The organism is Serratia sp. 3ACOL1 (assembly GCF_003668775.1).
In the GTDB taxonomy this organism is placed as follows: domain Bacteria; phylum Pseudomonadota; class Gammaproteobacteria; order Enterobacterales; family Enterobacteriaceae; genus Chania; species Chania fonticola.
This window is the reverse complement of the sequence record NZ_CP033055.1, coordinates 2684150-2698669: the sequence shown is the minus strand read 5'-3', so window position 1 is coordinate 2698669 and position 14520 is coordinate 2684150. Positions and strand designations below refer to the sequence as shown.

14 protein-coding genes are annotated in these 14520 nt (G+C 57.0%); 8 read left to right on the top strand and 6 right to left on the bottom strand.

Annotation, left to right across the window (positions count from 1 at the left end):
• Positions 1-28: 28 nt before the first annotated feature.
• Positions 29-1483 (bottom strand): PLP-dependent aminotransferase family protein, encoded by a 1455-nt coding sequence (locus tag D9980_RS12075; RefSeq protein WP_121609014.1) that lies wholly within the window; start codon positions 1481-1483, stop codon positions 29-31.
• Between the two features lie 168 nt (positions 1484-1651).
• Between D9980_RS12075 and D9980_RS12070 the strand changes: the two genes are divergently transcribed.
• Complete coding sequence (locus tag D9980_RS12070) at positions 1652-2638, top strand: DMT family transporter (protein ID WP_024485612.1); 987 nt, start codon at positions 1652-1654, stop codon at positions 2636-2638.
• 310 nt (positions 2639-2948) lie between these two features.
• Positions 2949-3578: a CatB-related O-acetyltransferase gene (locus D9980_RS12065; RefSeq protein WP_121607411.1), complete on the top strand. Its 630-nt coding sequence runs from the start codon at positions 2949-2951 to the stop codon at positions 3576-3578.
• Between the two features lie 78 nt (positions 3579-3656).
• Here D9980_RS12065 and D9980_RS12060 read toward each other — a convergent pair whose 3' ends face one another.
• The 3 genes from D9980_RS12060 to D9980_RS12050 are packed head-to-tail and all read right to left on the bottom strand — an operon-like array spanning position 3657 to position 6615.
• On the bottom strand, positions 3657-5177 hold the full coding sequence (locus tag D9980_RS12060; RefSeq protein ID WP_024485610.1) for a tripartite tricarboxylate transporter permease: 1521 nt from the start codon (positions 5175-5177) through the stop codon (positions 3657-3659).
• An 11-nt stretch (positions 5178-5188) separates the two neighbouring features.
• Positions 5189-5620, bottom strand: a complete 432-nt coding sequence (locus tag D9980_RS12055) for a tripartite tricarboxylate transporter TctB family protein (RefSeq protein ID WP_121607410.1) — start codon at positions 5618-5620, stop codon at positions 5189-5191.
• 14 nt (positions 5621-5634) lie between these two features.
• Positions 5635-6615, bottom strand: coding sequence for a tripartite tricarboxylate transporter substrate binding protein (locus D9980_RS12050; RefSeq protein ID WP_021178586.1), 981 nt, complete (start codon positions 6613-6615; stop codon positions 5635-5637).
• A gap of 123 nt (positions 6616-6738) precedes the next feature.
• Between D9980_RS12050 and tctD the strand changes: the two genes are divergently transcribed.
• Together tctD and D9980_RS12040 are read left to right on the top strand one after the other, a co-directional pair.
• Positions 6739-7413 carry a transcriptional regulator TctD gene (gene tctD / locus D9980_RS12045; RefSeq protein WP_024485608.1) on the top strand — a complete coding sequence of 225 codons (675 nt, stop codon included), beginning with the start codon at positions 6739-6741 and terminating at the stop codon, positions 7411-7413.
• Positions 7400-8812, top strand: coding sequence for a sensor histidine kinase (locus D9980_RS12040; RefSeq protein ID WP_121607409.1), 1413 nt, complete (start codon positions 7400-7402; stop codon positions 8810-8812). The genes tctD and D9980_RS12040 overlap by 14 nt, the downstream gene beginning before the upstream one ends.
• A 25-nt stretch (positions 8813-8837) precedes the next feature.
• On the opposite strand, the gene D9980_RS12035 is transcribed toward D9980_RS12040, so the two are convergent.
• The gene (locus D9980_RS12035; RefSeq protein ID WP_024485606.1) at positions 8838-9731 is read right to left on the bottom strand and encodes a DMT family transporter; all 894 of its coding nucleotides are present in this window, start codon (positions 9729-9731) and stop codon (positions 8838-8840) included.
• A gap of 108 nt (positions 9732-9839) precedes the next feature.
• Between D9980_RS12035 and D9980_RS12030 the strand changes: the two genes are divergently transcribed.
• Positions 9840-10613: a helix-turn-helix domain-containing protein gene (locus D9980_RS12030; protein WP_024485605.1), complete on the top strand. Its 774-nt coding sequence runs from the start codon at positions 9840-9842 to the stop codon at positions 10611-10613.
• A 16-nt stretch (positions 10614-10629) separates the two neighbouring features.
• On the opposite strand, the gene D9980_RS12025 is transcribed toward D9980_RS12030, so the two are convergent.
• Entirely contained in the window at positions 10630-11211 is a 582-nt protein-coding gene (locus tag D9980_RS12025; RefSeq protein ID WP_024485604.1) for a common pilus major fimbrillin subunit EcpA, read from the bottom strand.
• 214 nt (positions 11212-11425) lie between these two features.
• Here D9980_RS12025 and pdxB point away from each other — a divergent pair, with 214 nt between their 5' ends.
• From pdxB to truA, 3 genes are all read left to right on the top strand, one after another.
• The gene (gene pdxB, locus D9980_RS12020) at positions 11426-12547 is read left to right on the top strand and encodes a 4-phosphoerythronate dehydrogenase PdxB (protein ID WP_121607408.1); all 1122 of its coding nucleotides are present in this window, start codon (positions 11426-11428) and stop codon (positions 12545-12547) included.
• Between the two features lie 102 nt (positions 12548-12649).
• Positions 12650-13660, top strand: a complete 1011-nt coding sequence (locus D9980_RS12015; protein ID WP_024485602.1) for an aspartate-semialdehyde dehydrogenase — start codon at positions 12650-12652, stop codon at positions 13658-13660.
• Entirely contained in the window at positions 13660-14481 is an 822-nt protein-coding gene (gene truA, locus D9980_RS12010; RefSeq protein WP_021178578.1) for a tRNA pseudouridine(38-40) synthase TruA, read from the top strand. The genes D9980_RS12015 and truA overlap by 1 nt, the downstream gene beginning before the upstream one ends.
• Positions 14482-14520 lie beyond the last annotated feature (39 nt).

The following is a 14520-nucleotide window of genomic DNA, read 5'->3' as shown; positions in this document are numbered from 1 at the left end:
ACCCTATTTTGTTTTGCGGTAGTGACATTTAATTCCCCATAACCTCAACAATCGCCCGGCAAAGCCGGGCGATCCCTTCGGTAATCAGCTCCGGCGTATTGGCGGCAAAATTCAACCGCAAGCCATGTGCGCCGTGCTGCTCCTCAACATAAAAGCATTCGCCACGAGCAAAGGTGACACCCTGTTGCCAGGCTATTGGCATCAACGTTGTAGTGCTAACGGCTGGTGGCAATTCCAGCCAGATAAACAGCCCTCCCGCGGGGATTTCAAACCGACAGCCCGGCGGCAGGTGCTCGCTTAATGCCGCCACCATCGCATCACGGTGCTGGCGGTACATCCTTCCCGCCCGGCGCAGCTGCTTGTCGTAGCTGCCAACGGTGACAAAGGCGTCCAGCGCGCGCTGGATCAGATTGGAGCTGGTAAAGCTGTCGACGTGTTTGAGCCGTGAGAATTGCAGATACTGTTCGCTGTCTGCCACCAGATAACCGATGCGCATGCTGGGCAGCAGCATTTTGGAGAAGGTACTGACATAGATCACCGTGCCAGCGGGAGCCATGGCGCGCAGTGACGGCAGGCTTTTACCGTTGTAACGCAGATCGCCAACAAAATCGTCCTCCAGGATCACTATCCCGGCCTGCTGCGCCAACGCCAGCAAGCGGCTGCGGCGGGCTTCGCTCATACAACGCCCGGTGGGGTTATTGAAATTGGGGATGGTGTAGATCATTTTGGGCTGATGCCGGGCGATCAGCTCCGGTAGTTGCTCAACGCACATGCCATGACGATCGCTGGGCACTGGAACAATGTTGATCTGATGCAGGCGCAGCAGCCCCAGAGCTTCGGCATAGGTGGGCTCTTCGACAATCACCGTATCTCCTGGGCGTAATAGCGTCTGGAAAATCAGGCTGATGGCATGTTGCGAGCCGTTGGTGATCAGCACCTGTTCGGCACGGGTGGGGATACCTTGCGCGGTCAGGATCCGGCTCAGCGTGTCGCGCAGCGGGTAGTAACCACAATAATCACCATAGCTGAAGGCCTCTTCCGCATGACGGCTGAGGATCGACAGCAGGATCTTGCGGAACGCCTCAAGCGGGAACACTTTGGGGCTACCGACGCCAGCGGCAAAGTTGATGATGTGCTCCGGCAAAGGAATATCCGGATAACCGTCCAGCCGCGACGTCGTGGTGGTGAAGCGATCCGCAGGGAATAGCTCGCTGGATGCTGGCCGTTGCTGCATGGGGGCCGGTTGCAGGTGGCGCACATAGGCACCGCTGCCACGCCGCTGTTGTAACAATCCTTTGGCCGTCAGTTCGGCGTAGGCACTTTCCACCGTCAGGCGGCTGACCGAAAGCTCAGCGGCCAGGCTGCGCGTTGACGGCAATTTATCGCCATCGGCAAAGGTGCCGCCAAGAATGGCGCGACGCAGCGCTTCTTCGATCTGTAGATACAGCGGAATGTCCTGCTGACGATCCAGTGGAATGTGCATGAAATTGGCCCGGTCATAAAAGTCTACTTTCACTATATCCCAGAGTAACAAGGCTTGGCACCGATAAAAGTGGCCTGCATAACATCGTAGTAAAGTGGCTATGGTGGCAAAATCTGGCCGCGTTAAAATCTCCGCCAGATGATTAAGCGGTGGAATTTTGAGGGTGTTATGTCGTTACCGTCGGGTGTTGTTGCAGAACCAGTTGTGGTCAGTGGAGGGATCCTGCGGGGAACCAACCAGGGTTACGTGATCGCCATTATCAGCGCCATGCTGCTAGCCTTCACCGCCATCATCATCCGTGCGCTGACCGAGTATTACCATCTACCGACGTTTGTGCTGGCCTTCTGGCGTGCGGCCCTGGTGGCCCTGGTGTTGTTACCGTTATTGCTGCTGTTCAAACCGCAATGGGCCTATCTGCGTCGTGAACAGGTGCCGTTCTACGCGGGTTACGGTTTGCTGTTGGCGTTGTTTAACAGCTTATGGACGCTGTCGGTGGCGCTCAATGGCGCCTCGGTGGCGACTATTTTGACCTATTGCTCGGTCGGTTTTACCGTGTTCCTGGGCTGGATGATGTACAACGAACGCCTCAGCCTGCGCGAGTTGTTGGTGATTGTGGTTAGTCTGGGCGGCTGCTTCCTGGTCAGCAACGGCGACAGTATGGGCAACAGCCGTTTTGATCTGTTGGGGCTGATGGTCGGCATGCTGTCCGGCATTGGTTACACCCTGTATACCCTCGGCGGGCGTATCGCCAGCGAGCGGCGTTACCCGGTGTGGAATACCATCCTGTACGTATTTGGTTTTTCCGCCGTGTACCAATGGTTGTTCAACACCTTGCTGACGTTGTTCCCCTTGGCGGCATTTCACGGTATGGCGGGGGACCTGTGGTTTCTGTCCCAGGGAGCTCAAGGCATTCAGTGGAGTGGCTGGCTGTTGCTGCTCACGCTGGCCGCCGGGCCAACGCTGCTGGGATTTGGCCTGTACAATATCAGCCTGAAAACCCTGCCGCTGGCGGTGGCCAACCTGATCCTGTCGCTGGAGCTGGTATTTACCGCGGTCATTGCCTATTTCCTGTTGGGGGAAAACATGAACCAGTTACAGCTACTGGGTAGCGCGTTGGTGATGGGCGGGGTGTTGATGCTGAGAAAAGCCAAGTAGGCTTGGTTTTCTGCGCCAGTTTGTTACCATTGGCCGCGAAACAACAGGGTGCACACAGCAAATGATGATTAATCCAAGGTTAAAACGAGCGCTTATCGCTTGATTGGGCAGTGTTTTTGAACGGAAAACGCTGCCACAGACACTACGTTCCGTGGCTCTTGCAATTGATATACCCGTCGTCTTTCAAGCTGTAGCGTTGTTACCTGCACTTACACACCCCAGTCACTTACGAAAAAGTAAGCTCCTGGGGATGAGTAAGCTTGTCGCCTAGCTACAACTTGAAATCCATAGGGTATAAGAAGGAGACGCCATGACTGAGAAACACTGGTCACAAGTAGAATTACTCCACCAGACGGTAACCAACCCCAATATCCTGATCAAGGGAACCCACAGTTATTACAGCCATTGCTGGGATGACAGCTTTGAACGTTCCGTGGTGCGCTATTTGCACGGCGATGCGGTCAGCCAACAGTGGGAGCCCCTGGGGCAGCTAGACAGGTTGCACATTGGCGATTATGTCTGTATTGGTGCCGAAGCGGTGATCCTGATGGGCGGGAATCATACCCATCGTATTGATTGGCTGAGCCTGTATCCCTTTATGGAAACCATCCAGGCGTCTTATTTGCCTAAAGGTGATACCAGCCTTGGCGACGGCTGCTGGATCGGGATGCGGGCCATGCTGATGCCTGGCGTGACGATTGGCGAAGGGGCGATAGTTGCCGCCGGTAGTGTGGTGACTGCGGATGTAGAACCCTACGCTATCGTTGGCGGTAATCCGGCCCGGATGATTAAACGGCGGTTCTCTGCGGAGACAATCGAGCGTTTACTCGCGTTGCAGATTTACGATTTGCCCGCCGAGGCGTTCGCCAGCATCCAGCCCTTGTTGGCCAGCGATGATATTGCGGCCTTGGAGCAGGCTGTTGAGGCTATACGCCAATAATAAGTCGGGCGGGTTAACCCCGCCCGATGTTCAACCAGCTCACAATATCGGGGCGCTGCATGCAGCGCCCTTTGTGCATTACTCAACTTCTGTCGCTTCCCCAGTGATACGGCGGTGCTTGCGGAGTTTGCGCAGCAGTGGGGGTAACACCAACACCGCGACGGCCAGCACCAACAGGCATTGGGCAATGGCACTGCTCCACAGAATGTCAAAGTTCCCGTTGCTGATGGACAACGCTCGGCGCAGGTTTTGCTCCAGCATTTCCCCCAACACAAATCCCAGGATCAGCGGCGACATCGGGAAGTGCATTTTGCGCAGGATATAGCCGAACACGCCTAGCCCCACCATTAGTAGCAAATCGAAGGTCGTGCTGTGCACCGCATAGACCCCAACGGCGGAAACGGCGGCGATCGCCGGTACCAGGAACCACAGCGGCACGGTCAGCATACGGGTGAACAGGCCAATAAGCGGGATGTTCATGATCAACAGCATGACGTTGGCGATCAGCAGCGCGGCGATCAGCCCCCAAACGATATCCGGCTGTTCGGTGAACATTGCCGGGCCAGGGGTGATGTTATACAGCGTCAATGCTCCCATCATCACCGCCGTAGTTCCTGAACCTGGTACGCCCAGGGTCAGCATCGGGATAAATGAACCGCAGGCGGAAGCGTTATTGGCGGCCTCCGGCGCGGCGACGCCACGAATATCCCCTTTGCCAAACGACTCGCTGTTACCGCTGATGCGCTTCTCCGTCATATAAGTGAGCGCACTGGCAATGGTCGCTCCGGCACCGGGCAGAATACCGACGAAGAAACCGACAAAGGAGGATCGCAGGGTAGGGCCAACGCACTCGGCAGCTTCTTTACGGTTAAACAGCATACGGCCGGTTTTGCGGATCAGCTTTTGGCCTGTGCTGGTGCTTTCCAGCATCAGCAAGATCTCGCTGACCGAGAACAGCCCGATCACCACCACAATAAACTGAATGCCGTCAGAGAGGTGTACGCTGTCGAAGGTGAAGCGATACACGCCGGTATTGGCGTCCACCCCCACCGTGGCCAGCCCCAGACCAATCAGGGCCGCCAGCAGGGATTTCAACGGGTTCTGGCTCATCATGCTGCCAAGGCAGGCAATGGCAAAGACCATCAGGGCAAAGTATTCTGCCGGGCCAAACGCCAGCGACCAGCGGGCCAGCATCGGGGCGAACAGAATAATGCCGATAATGGCGACCAGCGAGCCGGTGAAAGAGCTGACGGCGGAGATCGACAGGGCAACTCCTGCACGGCCTTGTTGGGCCATCGGGTAGCCATCCAGCGCGGTCATGATTGCGGCGGCATCCCCCGGGACGTTGAGCAGGATCGAAGAGATCCGCCCGCCGTATTCACAGCCGATATACACCGTGGCCAGCAGGATCAGGGCCGACTCGGCGGGCAACTTCAAGGCGAAAGCCAGCGGTAAGAGGATCGCCACGCCGTTGATCGGGCCAAGGCCCGGCAGCAGCCCGACTATGGTGCCTACGAAGCAGCCGATCAGGGCAATCATCAGGTTCTGGGGCAGCAGTGCCACTTCGAACCCTTGTGATAAATACATCCAGGTTTCCATTATCGCTCCCGTTAGCTCAGCCAAACGCCGAGTGGCAGTGTGACATCCAGTAAATAATCAAAGGCGTAGAACAGCGCAACGCCCATCACGGTGCCGGAAATCAATGCGGCCTTGATGCTGGCCTGGAACAACAGACCAATGCTGAACGTCAGCAGGGCCGTTGCCAGCGGAAAGCCGAGCCACTCGAATCCCCAGGCGTACAGCACCAGCGTGATCACCAGTACCAGCAGACGTTGCAGCACTTTGTGATGCGGCCACTCGACTAACTGTGGCCGACGCAACAGCAACAAGGCGGCACACAGGGCCATCAGGCTAAGGATGGCCAAAGGGAAGGGGCGTGGCCCCAAAGGTTCGTAACTGTATTCGCTCTGGATGCCCCAACCGAGCAACAGGCCGCCGCCGCACAGCAGTAACCACAGAGCAGCAAAAATACGATCGCTCATGCCAATTCCCCCGGTTATTTGGCCAGCCCGAACGCTTTGGCCTGTTCACGATACTGGGTAACCTGATTTTTCACGTAGGTATCCAGCTCCTTGCCGGTCAGGTTGAATTCAAACAGGCCACGTAGATCGCGCTGTTGTTTGAACTCCTCGGTTGCCGTCATGGTTTTGAAGGTGTCGATCCACCACTGATACTCGGCCTCGCTGACCTTTGGGCCAAGGTAGAAACCGCGGATGATCGGCCACACCAGATTGAACCCCTGCTCCTTGGCGGTAGGGACGTTTGCCAGCTCTCCCGGCAGGCGCTCTTCGGCATATACCGCCAGCACACGCAGCTTATCTCCCTTCAGGTAAGGCACCATCTCGCTCAAATCGCCGGAGACCGCCTGAATGTGATTACCCAGCAGCGCGGTAACCGGTTCGCCGCCCCCTTCAAACGCCACATAGCGCATCTTGTGGGGATCTACGCCAACTTCACGGGCCAGCAAGGCGGTTTTCATCCAGTCCTGGCTGCCAATGGAGGCTCCAGCACCAAATACCACGCTGTTCGGGTCTTTTTGGAAGGCTGTCATCAGGTCTTTCAGCGTCTTGTAGGGCGAGTCGGCGCGTACGGCGATCATGCCGTAATCGGTGCCCACTGCCGCCAGCCACTTCACATCATCCACGTTGTAGCGGCCAAACTTGCCTTGCGACAGGTTCAGCAGGGAACCGCCAGAGAACGCCACCACGGTGCCAAATTCGGCTGGCCGCTGGGCAACGATGGCGTTATAGGCAACGGCTCCCACGCCGCCGGGCATATAGGTGACGCGCATCGGCTTATCGATAGCCTTGGTTTCTTGCAACGAGACCTGAATCAGTTTGCAGGTGAGATCGAAGCCTCCGCCGGGTTTGGCCGGGGCGATACATTCGGTGCGTTTTGGCGCTTCCACGGCGAACGCCTGGTTGGCGGCGAACAGCAGAACAGTGGCGGTAAGCGTACGGGTAATTATTGTTTTCATGACGTTTCCCCATCGGTTTTGTTTCAGTTTGTGAGAATCCCCGCTGACACGGGGTTGCCAAATTGTTAAAACATAAACCTTTCATTTACCTTTCAGCGACCGGGAAAGTTTACAGGATGTGATATGCGTCTCTTGTTAGTGGAAGATCACCCCGAGCTGGCTCATTGGTTGCAGAAAGCCCTTACCGGCCTTGGGTTTGCGGTGGATGTGGCGATAGACGGCGTGGCGGCAGACCATCTGTTATTGCATGAAAGCTATGCGCTGGTGGTGCTCGATGTTGCACTGCCCCGGCTCAACGGGCTGGAGCTGTTGGCACGGTTGCGTAAGCGTGGGCAGACTCTGCCAGTATTGCTATTGACGGCCCGCACCGAGGTGGCCGATCGGGTTAAAGGGTTGAATCTTGGGGCTGACGATTACCTCACCAAGCCCTTTGAACTGGATGAATTGGAGGCACGCATTCGGGCGTTGCTGCGCCGCAGCGTTGGCGTGACGCAACAGGCATTGCAATACGGTTTATTGACCTATCACGACGAGGGCTACTTCTTGTTGGCGGAAAAGCCTCTGTCGTTAACTCCCCGTGAGCTGGCGGTGTTGACCACCTTGATGCATCGCCGTGGCCGCCCGGTCGCCAAGCAGCAATTGTTTGAGCAGGTGTTTACGCTGTCAGACGAGGCTAATCCCGAAAGCATCGAACTTTACGTCCATCGCGTGCGTAAGAAACTCCAGGGGAGCAACGTGGCGATCGTGACGTTGCGGGGCCTGGGCTACAGCCTGGAGCTGTGTGATGAGGTGGTTTAAAGCACCGCGTTCGTTGTTCTATCAGTTGCTGCTGTTCTTTGGTTTACCGCTGCTGGTATTGGGTGGGATCTCAATCTACACCCACTATTTCAGCGCGATGAGTGCGGCGACGATGGCCTACGATCGCACCTTATTGGCGTCGGCCCGCACGGTGGCGGAGCGGCTGGTGGTACGTAATCAGCGCCTGGAGGTAGATGTGCCTTATGTGGTGCTGGACAGCTTCGAGCGCAATATGAACGACCGGCTGTACTATCAGGTAATTTCCCCTGAGGGACGGAATATTTCGGGCTATAACGATTTGCCCAAGATGCCACCTTATATTCCCCGCTCCAACCTCTATCCGGCCCTGGTGCATTTTTACGATGCGCACTATCGCGGGCAGCCAATCCGCGTGGCGGCGCTGTTCCAGCCGGTGAATGAGGGCGGGGTGATGGGGATGGCGACCATTCTGGTGGCGGAGACGTTAGAGTCGCGGCGCTATCTGGCGCGGCAGATGCTGCTGGCGGCGCTGCTCAGCCAGGGGACAGTGGTGGTATTGACGCTCACTCTGGCTTACGTCCTGCTGAAAAAGCTGCTGCAACCGTTGCGTAAGCTGTCCAGCATGATGCTGCGGCGCGATCCGGGGGAACTGACGCCTTTGCCGATGGTGTTGCCCTGGTCGGAAATGCAGCCGTTGCTGCTGGCATTCAACCGCTATATTGAGCGGCTGCGGTTGATGGTGGCGCGTCAGGAACGCTTTAGTGCCGATGCCTCCCACCAGCTACGTACGCCGCTCACGGTTTTGAAAACCCAGGTGGGGGTGGCATTGGCCAGCGAACGGCCCGAGCAATGGCGTGAGAGTCTGGAAGGGATGAGCGCCACCCTGGACAGTACCGTTGCGTTGACCGATCGCCTGCTATACCTCTCGCGGCTGAAGGCGCACGAGCATCAGGCCGAGCGTAAGTTGCAGCCGGTTAATCTGGCGCAGGTGTTACGCGACGCCTGTTTTTCGCGCCTGCCGCAGGCTCGCAGCAAGCGGATCGATCTTGGCTACGAAGGGGCGGGAGTGTGTTGGGTGGGCGGTGAGGCGTTGCTGTTGGCGGAGCTTTGCGCCAACCTGTTGGATAACGCACTGAAATACACGCCGGCCAAGGGGATTGTGACCGCCCGTTTATTGATGGTGGATGGGCAGGGGTTGTTAGAGATAGAAGACAGCGGCCCAGGTATTGCGCAGGATCAGACGGTCGCTGCGCTGCAACCGTTTCGTCGGTTGGATAACGTTGGCGATCAGCCTGGGGCTGGGTTGGGACTGGCATTGGTTAAAGATATTACCGCTTATCACGGCACCCGCCCGGAACTGCTGAGTTCTGACGCACTAGGCGGTCTGTTGGTACGGATACGCTTTAAGCTGTTGGGGTGAAAGGGGGCGTATTTCCCCCTCAGTCTTACGGTGTTACGGTGCTTTTTCTACGCCCTAACGGCGTACGCAGGCGCTGTGACAGGATCACCCCCAGCAGAGCGACACCGCCACCAATCAGATGGTAGCTATGCAACTGTTCATGCAGGAACAGGACCGCAATTATCGCGGTGAACACCGGTGCCAGGTTCATAAAGATCGACGCCTTGTTGGCCCCCAGGCGCATTACCCCCTGGATCCACAGGAACGGCGCGGCAATCGACGCGGGAATACCGGCAAACAGCACCAGTGGGATGTTCTGGCTGGTAAGCTGCACGTCTTGTGCCATCAGAAAGTTCGGCAACAGCAGTACCACGCCAAACACGATCTGCACATACAGCGACTGCCAGTTGGGCAACGGGATCGCCCAGCGTTTGGTCAACACGCCGTATAGCGCGTAGGAGGCAGAAGCGGCGAACATCATCAGTTCACCTTTGCCGATGCCGTGTTGCAGCAGCAGCCCCGGTTGCCCCGCGCTAACCAGCCACACCAGCCCGCCCAGAGACAGGATACTGCCCAGTGCGATACCCACGGTGGGGGCAACGCGCAGGACAAAGATGCCGATTAACACCGTCAGCAGCGGGATCAGGGAATTGAGGATGCCCATAAACAGCGCGCTGACGCTATGCGCGGCGTAATAGGCCAGGCTTTGATACAGGACCATCCCTAGCAGACCGAGGATCATCAGTTTCCACCAGTTGGCGCGAATGGCTGGCCAATTGCGGAGCGCTCCCGGCAGCACGAAAGGGGTGAGCACGATCAGCGCCAATGCCCAACGATAGAAGGAAATGGCCGCTGGATCGATGGCGGTTGCCGATACTTTACTGACTACGGCGTTAATCGACCAGATCAGCACCGCCAGCAGGGGAAAGAGCACGTTCATGATAATAATTCTCAACAACGAATAACATGCTGGCTAGTCTACCCGTGTCCGGTTTATTATATATAGTCAAAATCAGACAGCATTTCGCGAAATCAAGACAACTTCACCATGGCCGAAACCCGTAATTATCCCACCGCAGACGTCGCTGCTCCGCGCACGCTGTTTTTTCGCTGCGAAGAAACCAATGCGGATACCGAATATCTGCCGCACAGCCACGACTGGGGGCAGCTGATCTGCGTCAAAACCGGGGTGATCGCGCTGAATATTGCCGGGCAGCGCTTTTTGGCCCCACCGGAGTTTGCCGTCTGGCTGCCGCCGGGGATGGAGCATTCCAGCCATAACCGCAAACCGGTGCTGTTCCGCACCATCAACATCGCCAAATCCTTGTGCGCCGGGTTGCCGGAAGAGGCCTGTTTGATCAACGTATCGCCGGTGTTCAGCGCCATTGTAGAAGATTGCCTTGGGCGCAAAATGCTGGAGCCCACTAGCGAAGAGGATCTGCGTCTTTGCCGGGTGCTGATCGACCAACTGCGGATTTCCCCGGTTCAACAGACCTATCTGCCGACGTCACAAGATAAGTTTTTGGGGCCAGTGTTACAGGCGCTGGAGCGTTGCCCTGCGGATAACACCTCATTGGCGGTGTGGGCCAGCAAGGTGTATACCACCGAACGGACACTTTCGCGCCGTTGCCAGCAGGAACTGGGCATGTCGTTTAGCGAGTGGCGGCAGCGCCTGCGCTTTTTACATGCGCTCTCCCTGCTCGAACAGGGGAAAACCGTGCAGGATGTGGCTTTAGATGTGGGCTACAGCTCAGCTTCCGCGTTTATTGTGATGTTCCAGCAGATCGCCGGCACCACGCCAGAACGTTTCCGCCGGGCATGATAATCCCGACACGACATCAACTGGCCCAGGTTACGTCGAACCGAACGTTCACATCACCACTCCAGGTGCCCGCCGGCAAGGTGCTGAAGTCGGTCACCGGGGTCGTGCCATCAGCCGTCGCACCGATGATATTGAAATCGAAGTGGTCTTGCGCACTGCGGCGACCAGGCTGCTTGTCAGCGTTGGCAAGTTTACTCAGGTTACCGCCTGACATACCGGCAGAAGTATCAATCAGGGTGGTTTGAGCGGTTTTTGTTATCGCAGCGCCGTGATGTTTAACTCCCACTTCCAGGGTAGACCCGGAGGTGCCCAACTGAGTCAGGGTATTGGAAACCAGTTTGGCGGTCAGTTTAATTGCGGTTCCTTCGCCTTCGAGAGCCACGTCGAACACGCCTTGCTGGCTGTTGAAGCGCTTGACGCCTTCAGCATATTGGAAATACAGGTTGCCAATGGGCGTAACGACCAATTGGCTGGCGGAGTCTTTCACCGCTATTGCAGGCCAGGTGGCTAATGCTTGTGTAGTCACGTTTTCAGCCTGAGCGCTACCAACGGCTGTGAGTGTTGCAACGATCGCCAGAACAAGTGTCGCTTTTTTCATGGATAACGCCCTTGATTTTCGATTTGTTTCTGCCCGTTAGCCGGTCGCTAACGTGAAGGTTCGCCTCCTTGCGTGATAATTATCGGAAAGAACTCAATAAAGCTTAGAAGAAAAACATCGTTATTTCACCGGGCATAACAAGCTTGGGTTTCCAAGCCATTCGGTGGCACACTATTTTGTAGTTACTGCTTACCTATACCCGTCGGAGAGTGACGTGAAGATACTGGTTGATGAAAATATGCCCTATGCGGTGGATCTATTTAGCCGTTTGGGGGAAGTACAGGCCGTGCCTGGTCGCCCGATCCCAACCGATGCGCTGGCCGGAGCCGACGCCTTGATGGTGCGTTCGGTGACCAAAGTGAATCAGGAACTGTTGGCTGGCACCAAGATCGGTTTTGTTGGCACCGCTACGGCGGGGACCGACCATGTGGACGAGGCGTGGTTGCAACAGGCGGGGATTGGTTTCTCGGCCGCGCCTGGTTGTAATGCCATTGCGGTGGTGGAGTATGTGCTTTCGTCATTAATGCTGTTGGCGGAGCGCGATGGCTTCTCTTTGCGTGATAAAACCGTTGGGATAGTGGGTGTCGGCAATGTTGGCTCCCGGCTGGATGCTCGCCTGAAAGCCATGGGCGTGCGTACGCTGTTGTGCGATCCACCACGCGCCGATCGTGGGGACAGCGGCGAATTCTGGCCGTTGGAAAAGCTGGTGGCAGAGGCCGACGTGCTGACGTTCCATACCCCGTTGAACAAGACTGGCCCGTATAAATCGTTGCATCTGGCCAACGCGGATCTGCTGGATGCTTTGCCCGACGATCGCATTCTGATCAACGCCTGCCGGGGTGCCGTGGTACATAACGCCGCGTTGCTTAACGTGTTGGAGCGGGGTAAGCGATTGAGTACGGTACTGGACGTGTGGGAGCCAGAGCCGGATCTCAGCGTGCCGTTGCTGGATCGGGTGGATATCGGCACCGCCCATATCGCCGGTTACACGCTGGAAGGTAAGGCGCGCGGCACCACGCAGGTGTTTGAAGCCTTTGCCCAGCATCTGGGGCAGCCGCAAGCTATCGAGCTGGGCTCTCTGCTGCCGGTGCCAGAGTTCAGCGAAATCCGCCTCAATGGGCCGCTGGACGAAGGCAAGTTAAAACGATTGATGCACTTGGTGTATGATGTGCGCCGCGATGATGCGCCGCTGCGGCAAGTTGCCGGGCTGCCAGGTGAGTTCGATCGCTTGCGCAAGCATTATCAGGAACGCCGGGAATGGTCTTCACTGCGGGTGCAGTGCGATGACAGCGCCAGTGCGGAACTGCTGCACAAACTGGGCTTCGGCGTCCTGTAAAGGACAACGCGTAAGGTTGCCTTAAGCAATAAGCGGTAAAGTTTATCGGGCGGTGACTGCATCGCCCGTTTGCATTTGAATCAAATACTCTGGAGAAACCCAATGTCTGACGGCTGGAATATCGCTGTGCTCGGTGCCACTGGCGCAGTAGGTGAAGCGTTGCTGGAATTGCTACAGGAACGCCAGTTCCCGGTGGGTGAACTCTTTCCTTTAGCCAGCGAACGCAGTGCTGGTGCGACGGTGCGTTTCAATGGCAAATCCTTGCTGGTGGAAAACGTAGAAGAATTCGACTGGTCGCAGGCGCAACTGGCGTTTTTTGTGGCCGGTAGCGAAGCTGCGGCCCGTTATGCTGATGATGCGGGCAACATGGGCTGCCTGGTGATCGACACCAGCGGCCATTTTGCGCTTGAGCCGGACGTGCCTTTGGTGGTGCCAGGCGTTAACCCACAGGTGCTGGCGGATTACCGCAATCGCAATATCGTAGCGGTGGCCGACAGTATGGTGAGCCAACTGTTGACGGCGATTAAGCCGCTGACTGAACAGGCCGGGCTTTCCCGCTTGCACGTCACCACGCTGATGTCAGTTTCGGCTCGCGGCAAGGTTGCCGTGGACGATCTGGCTGGCCAGAGTGCGCGTCTGCTGAACGGCATCCCCGCTGAGCCGGGCGTGTTCGCCAAGCAGTTGGCGTTTAACCTGCTGCCATTGATGACCGATGAGCAGGGCAGCGTGCGTGAAGAGCGTCTGATCGTCGATCAGGTGCGTAAAGTGTTGCAGGATGAAGGGCTGCCGATTTCAGTAAGCTGCGTTCAGTCGCCGGTGTTCTACGGCCACGCACAAGTGGTGCATCTGGAAGCGCTGCGCCCAATCGCGGCAGAAGAAGCTCGCCACGAGCTGGAGCAAGCTGAAGATATCCAACTGAGCGAAGAAGACGATTATCCAACTCAGGTTACCGAAGCCTCCGGCAGCGATATGCTGAGCATTGGCTGTCTGCGCAATGATTATGGTATCCCCGAGATGCTGCAGTTCTGGTCGGTGGCCGATAACGTGCGCTTTGGCGGCGCGTTGATGGCGATCGAAACCGCAGAACGGCTGTTGCAGGAGCAGATGTACTGATGTCCGAGGTGGAGTTGCCAACCCAGCCAATGCTGAAAATTGCGCTGGGGATTGAGTATGACGGCAGCCGTTATTACGGCTGGCAGCGTCAGCAAGAGGTTACCAGCGTCCAGGCCTGCCTGGAAAAAGCGTTAAGCAAGGTGGCGGATGCGCCGATCGGCGTATTCTGTGCCGGGCGAACCGATGCCGGGGTGCATGCCACTGGGCAGGTGGTGCATTTCGAAACCGCCGCACAGCGTAAAGACGCCGCCTGGACGATGGGGGTGAATAGCCATTTGCCGCCGGATATCGCGGTACGCTGGGTCAAAGAGGTCAGCAGCGATTTTCATGCTCGCTTCAGCGCCACCGCGCGGCGTTATCGCTACATTATTTATAATCACCGCTATCGCCCGGCGGTCTTGCAGCAGGGGGTGACGCATTTTTATCATCCGCTGGACGCCGATCGCATGCATCGTGCCGCGCAGGCTTTGCTGGGGGAAAACGACTTTACCTCATTCCGGGCGGTGCAATGCCAGTCACGCACGCCGTGGCGAAACGTAAAACACGTTAAGGTTTCGCGCTATGGCGAATATATCGTGGTAGATATAAAGGCCAACGCCTTTGTCCATCATATGGTGCGCAACATTGTTGGCAGCCTGATGGAGATTGGCTGTGGCAATCAGGATGAGAACTGGATGGGCGAGCTGTTGGCGCTCAAAGATCGCAGCCTGGCGGCCGCAACCGCACGGGCTGAAGGTCTGTATCTGGTCGCGGTTGATTATCCAGAGTCGTTTGCCTTACCCCGGCCACCGATGGGGCCGCTGTTTTTAGCCGACGATTAACTGGCAGGCTGGCAGATTAATACGTTATTTATGGGTGCC

Bases quoted from the DNA above. Each gene is read 5' to 3' on its own strand.
- D9980_RS12035 (WP_024485606.1), bottom strand. From the start codon at position 9,731: ATGAACGTGCTCTTTCCCCTGCTGGCGGTGCTGATCTGGTCGATTAAC.
- D9980_RS12015 (WP_024485602.1), top strand. From the start codon at position 12,650: ATGTCTGACGGCTGGAATATCGCTGTGCTCGGTGCCACTGGCGCAGTA.
- truA (WP_021178578.1), top strand. From the start codon at position 13,660: ATGTCCGAGGTGGAGTTGCCAACCCAGCCAATGCTGAAAATTGCGCTG.
- D9980_RS12075 (WP_121609014.1), bottom strand. From the start codon at position 1,483: ATGCACATTCCACTGGATCGTCAGCAGGACATTCCGCTGTATCTACAG.
- D9980_RS12070 (WP_024485612.1), top strand. From the start codon at position 1,652: ATGTCGTTACCGTCGGGTGTTGTTGCAGAACCAGTTGTGGTCAGTGGA.
- D9980_RS12060 (WP_024485610.1), bottom strand. From the start codon at position 5,177: ATGGAAACCTGGATGTATTTATCACAAGGGTTCGAAGTGGCACTGCTG.
- D9980_RS12040 (WP_121607409.1), top strand. From the start codon at position 7,400: ATGAGGTGGTTTAAAGCACCGCGTTCGTTGTTCTATCAGTTGCTGCTG.
- D9980_RS12030 (WP_024485605.1), top strand. From the start codon at position 9,840: ATGGCCGAAACCCGTAATTATCCCACCGCAGACGTCGCTGCTCCGCGC.
- D9980_RS12025 (WP_024485604.1), bottom strand. From the start codon at position 11,211: ATGAAAAAAGCGACACTTGTTCTGGCGATCGTTGCAACACTCACAGCC.
- D9980_RS12065 (WP_121607411.1), top strand. From the start codon at position 2,949: ATGACTGAGAAACACTGGTCACAAGTAGAATTACTCCACCAGACGGTA.
- D9980_RS12055 (WP_121607410.1), bottom strand. From the start codon at position 5,620: ATGAGCGATCGTATTTTTGCTGCTCTGTGGTTACTGCTGTGCGGCGGC.
- tctD (WP_024485608.1), top strand. From the start codon at position 6,739: ATGCGTCTCTTGTTAGTGGAAGATCACCCCGAGCTGGCTCATTGGTTG.
- D9980_RS12050 (WP_021178586.1), bottom strand. From the start codon at position 6,615: ATGAAAACAATAATTACCCGTACGCTTACCGCCACTGTTCTGCTGTTC.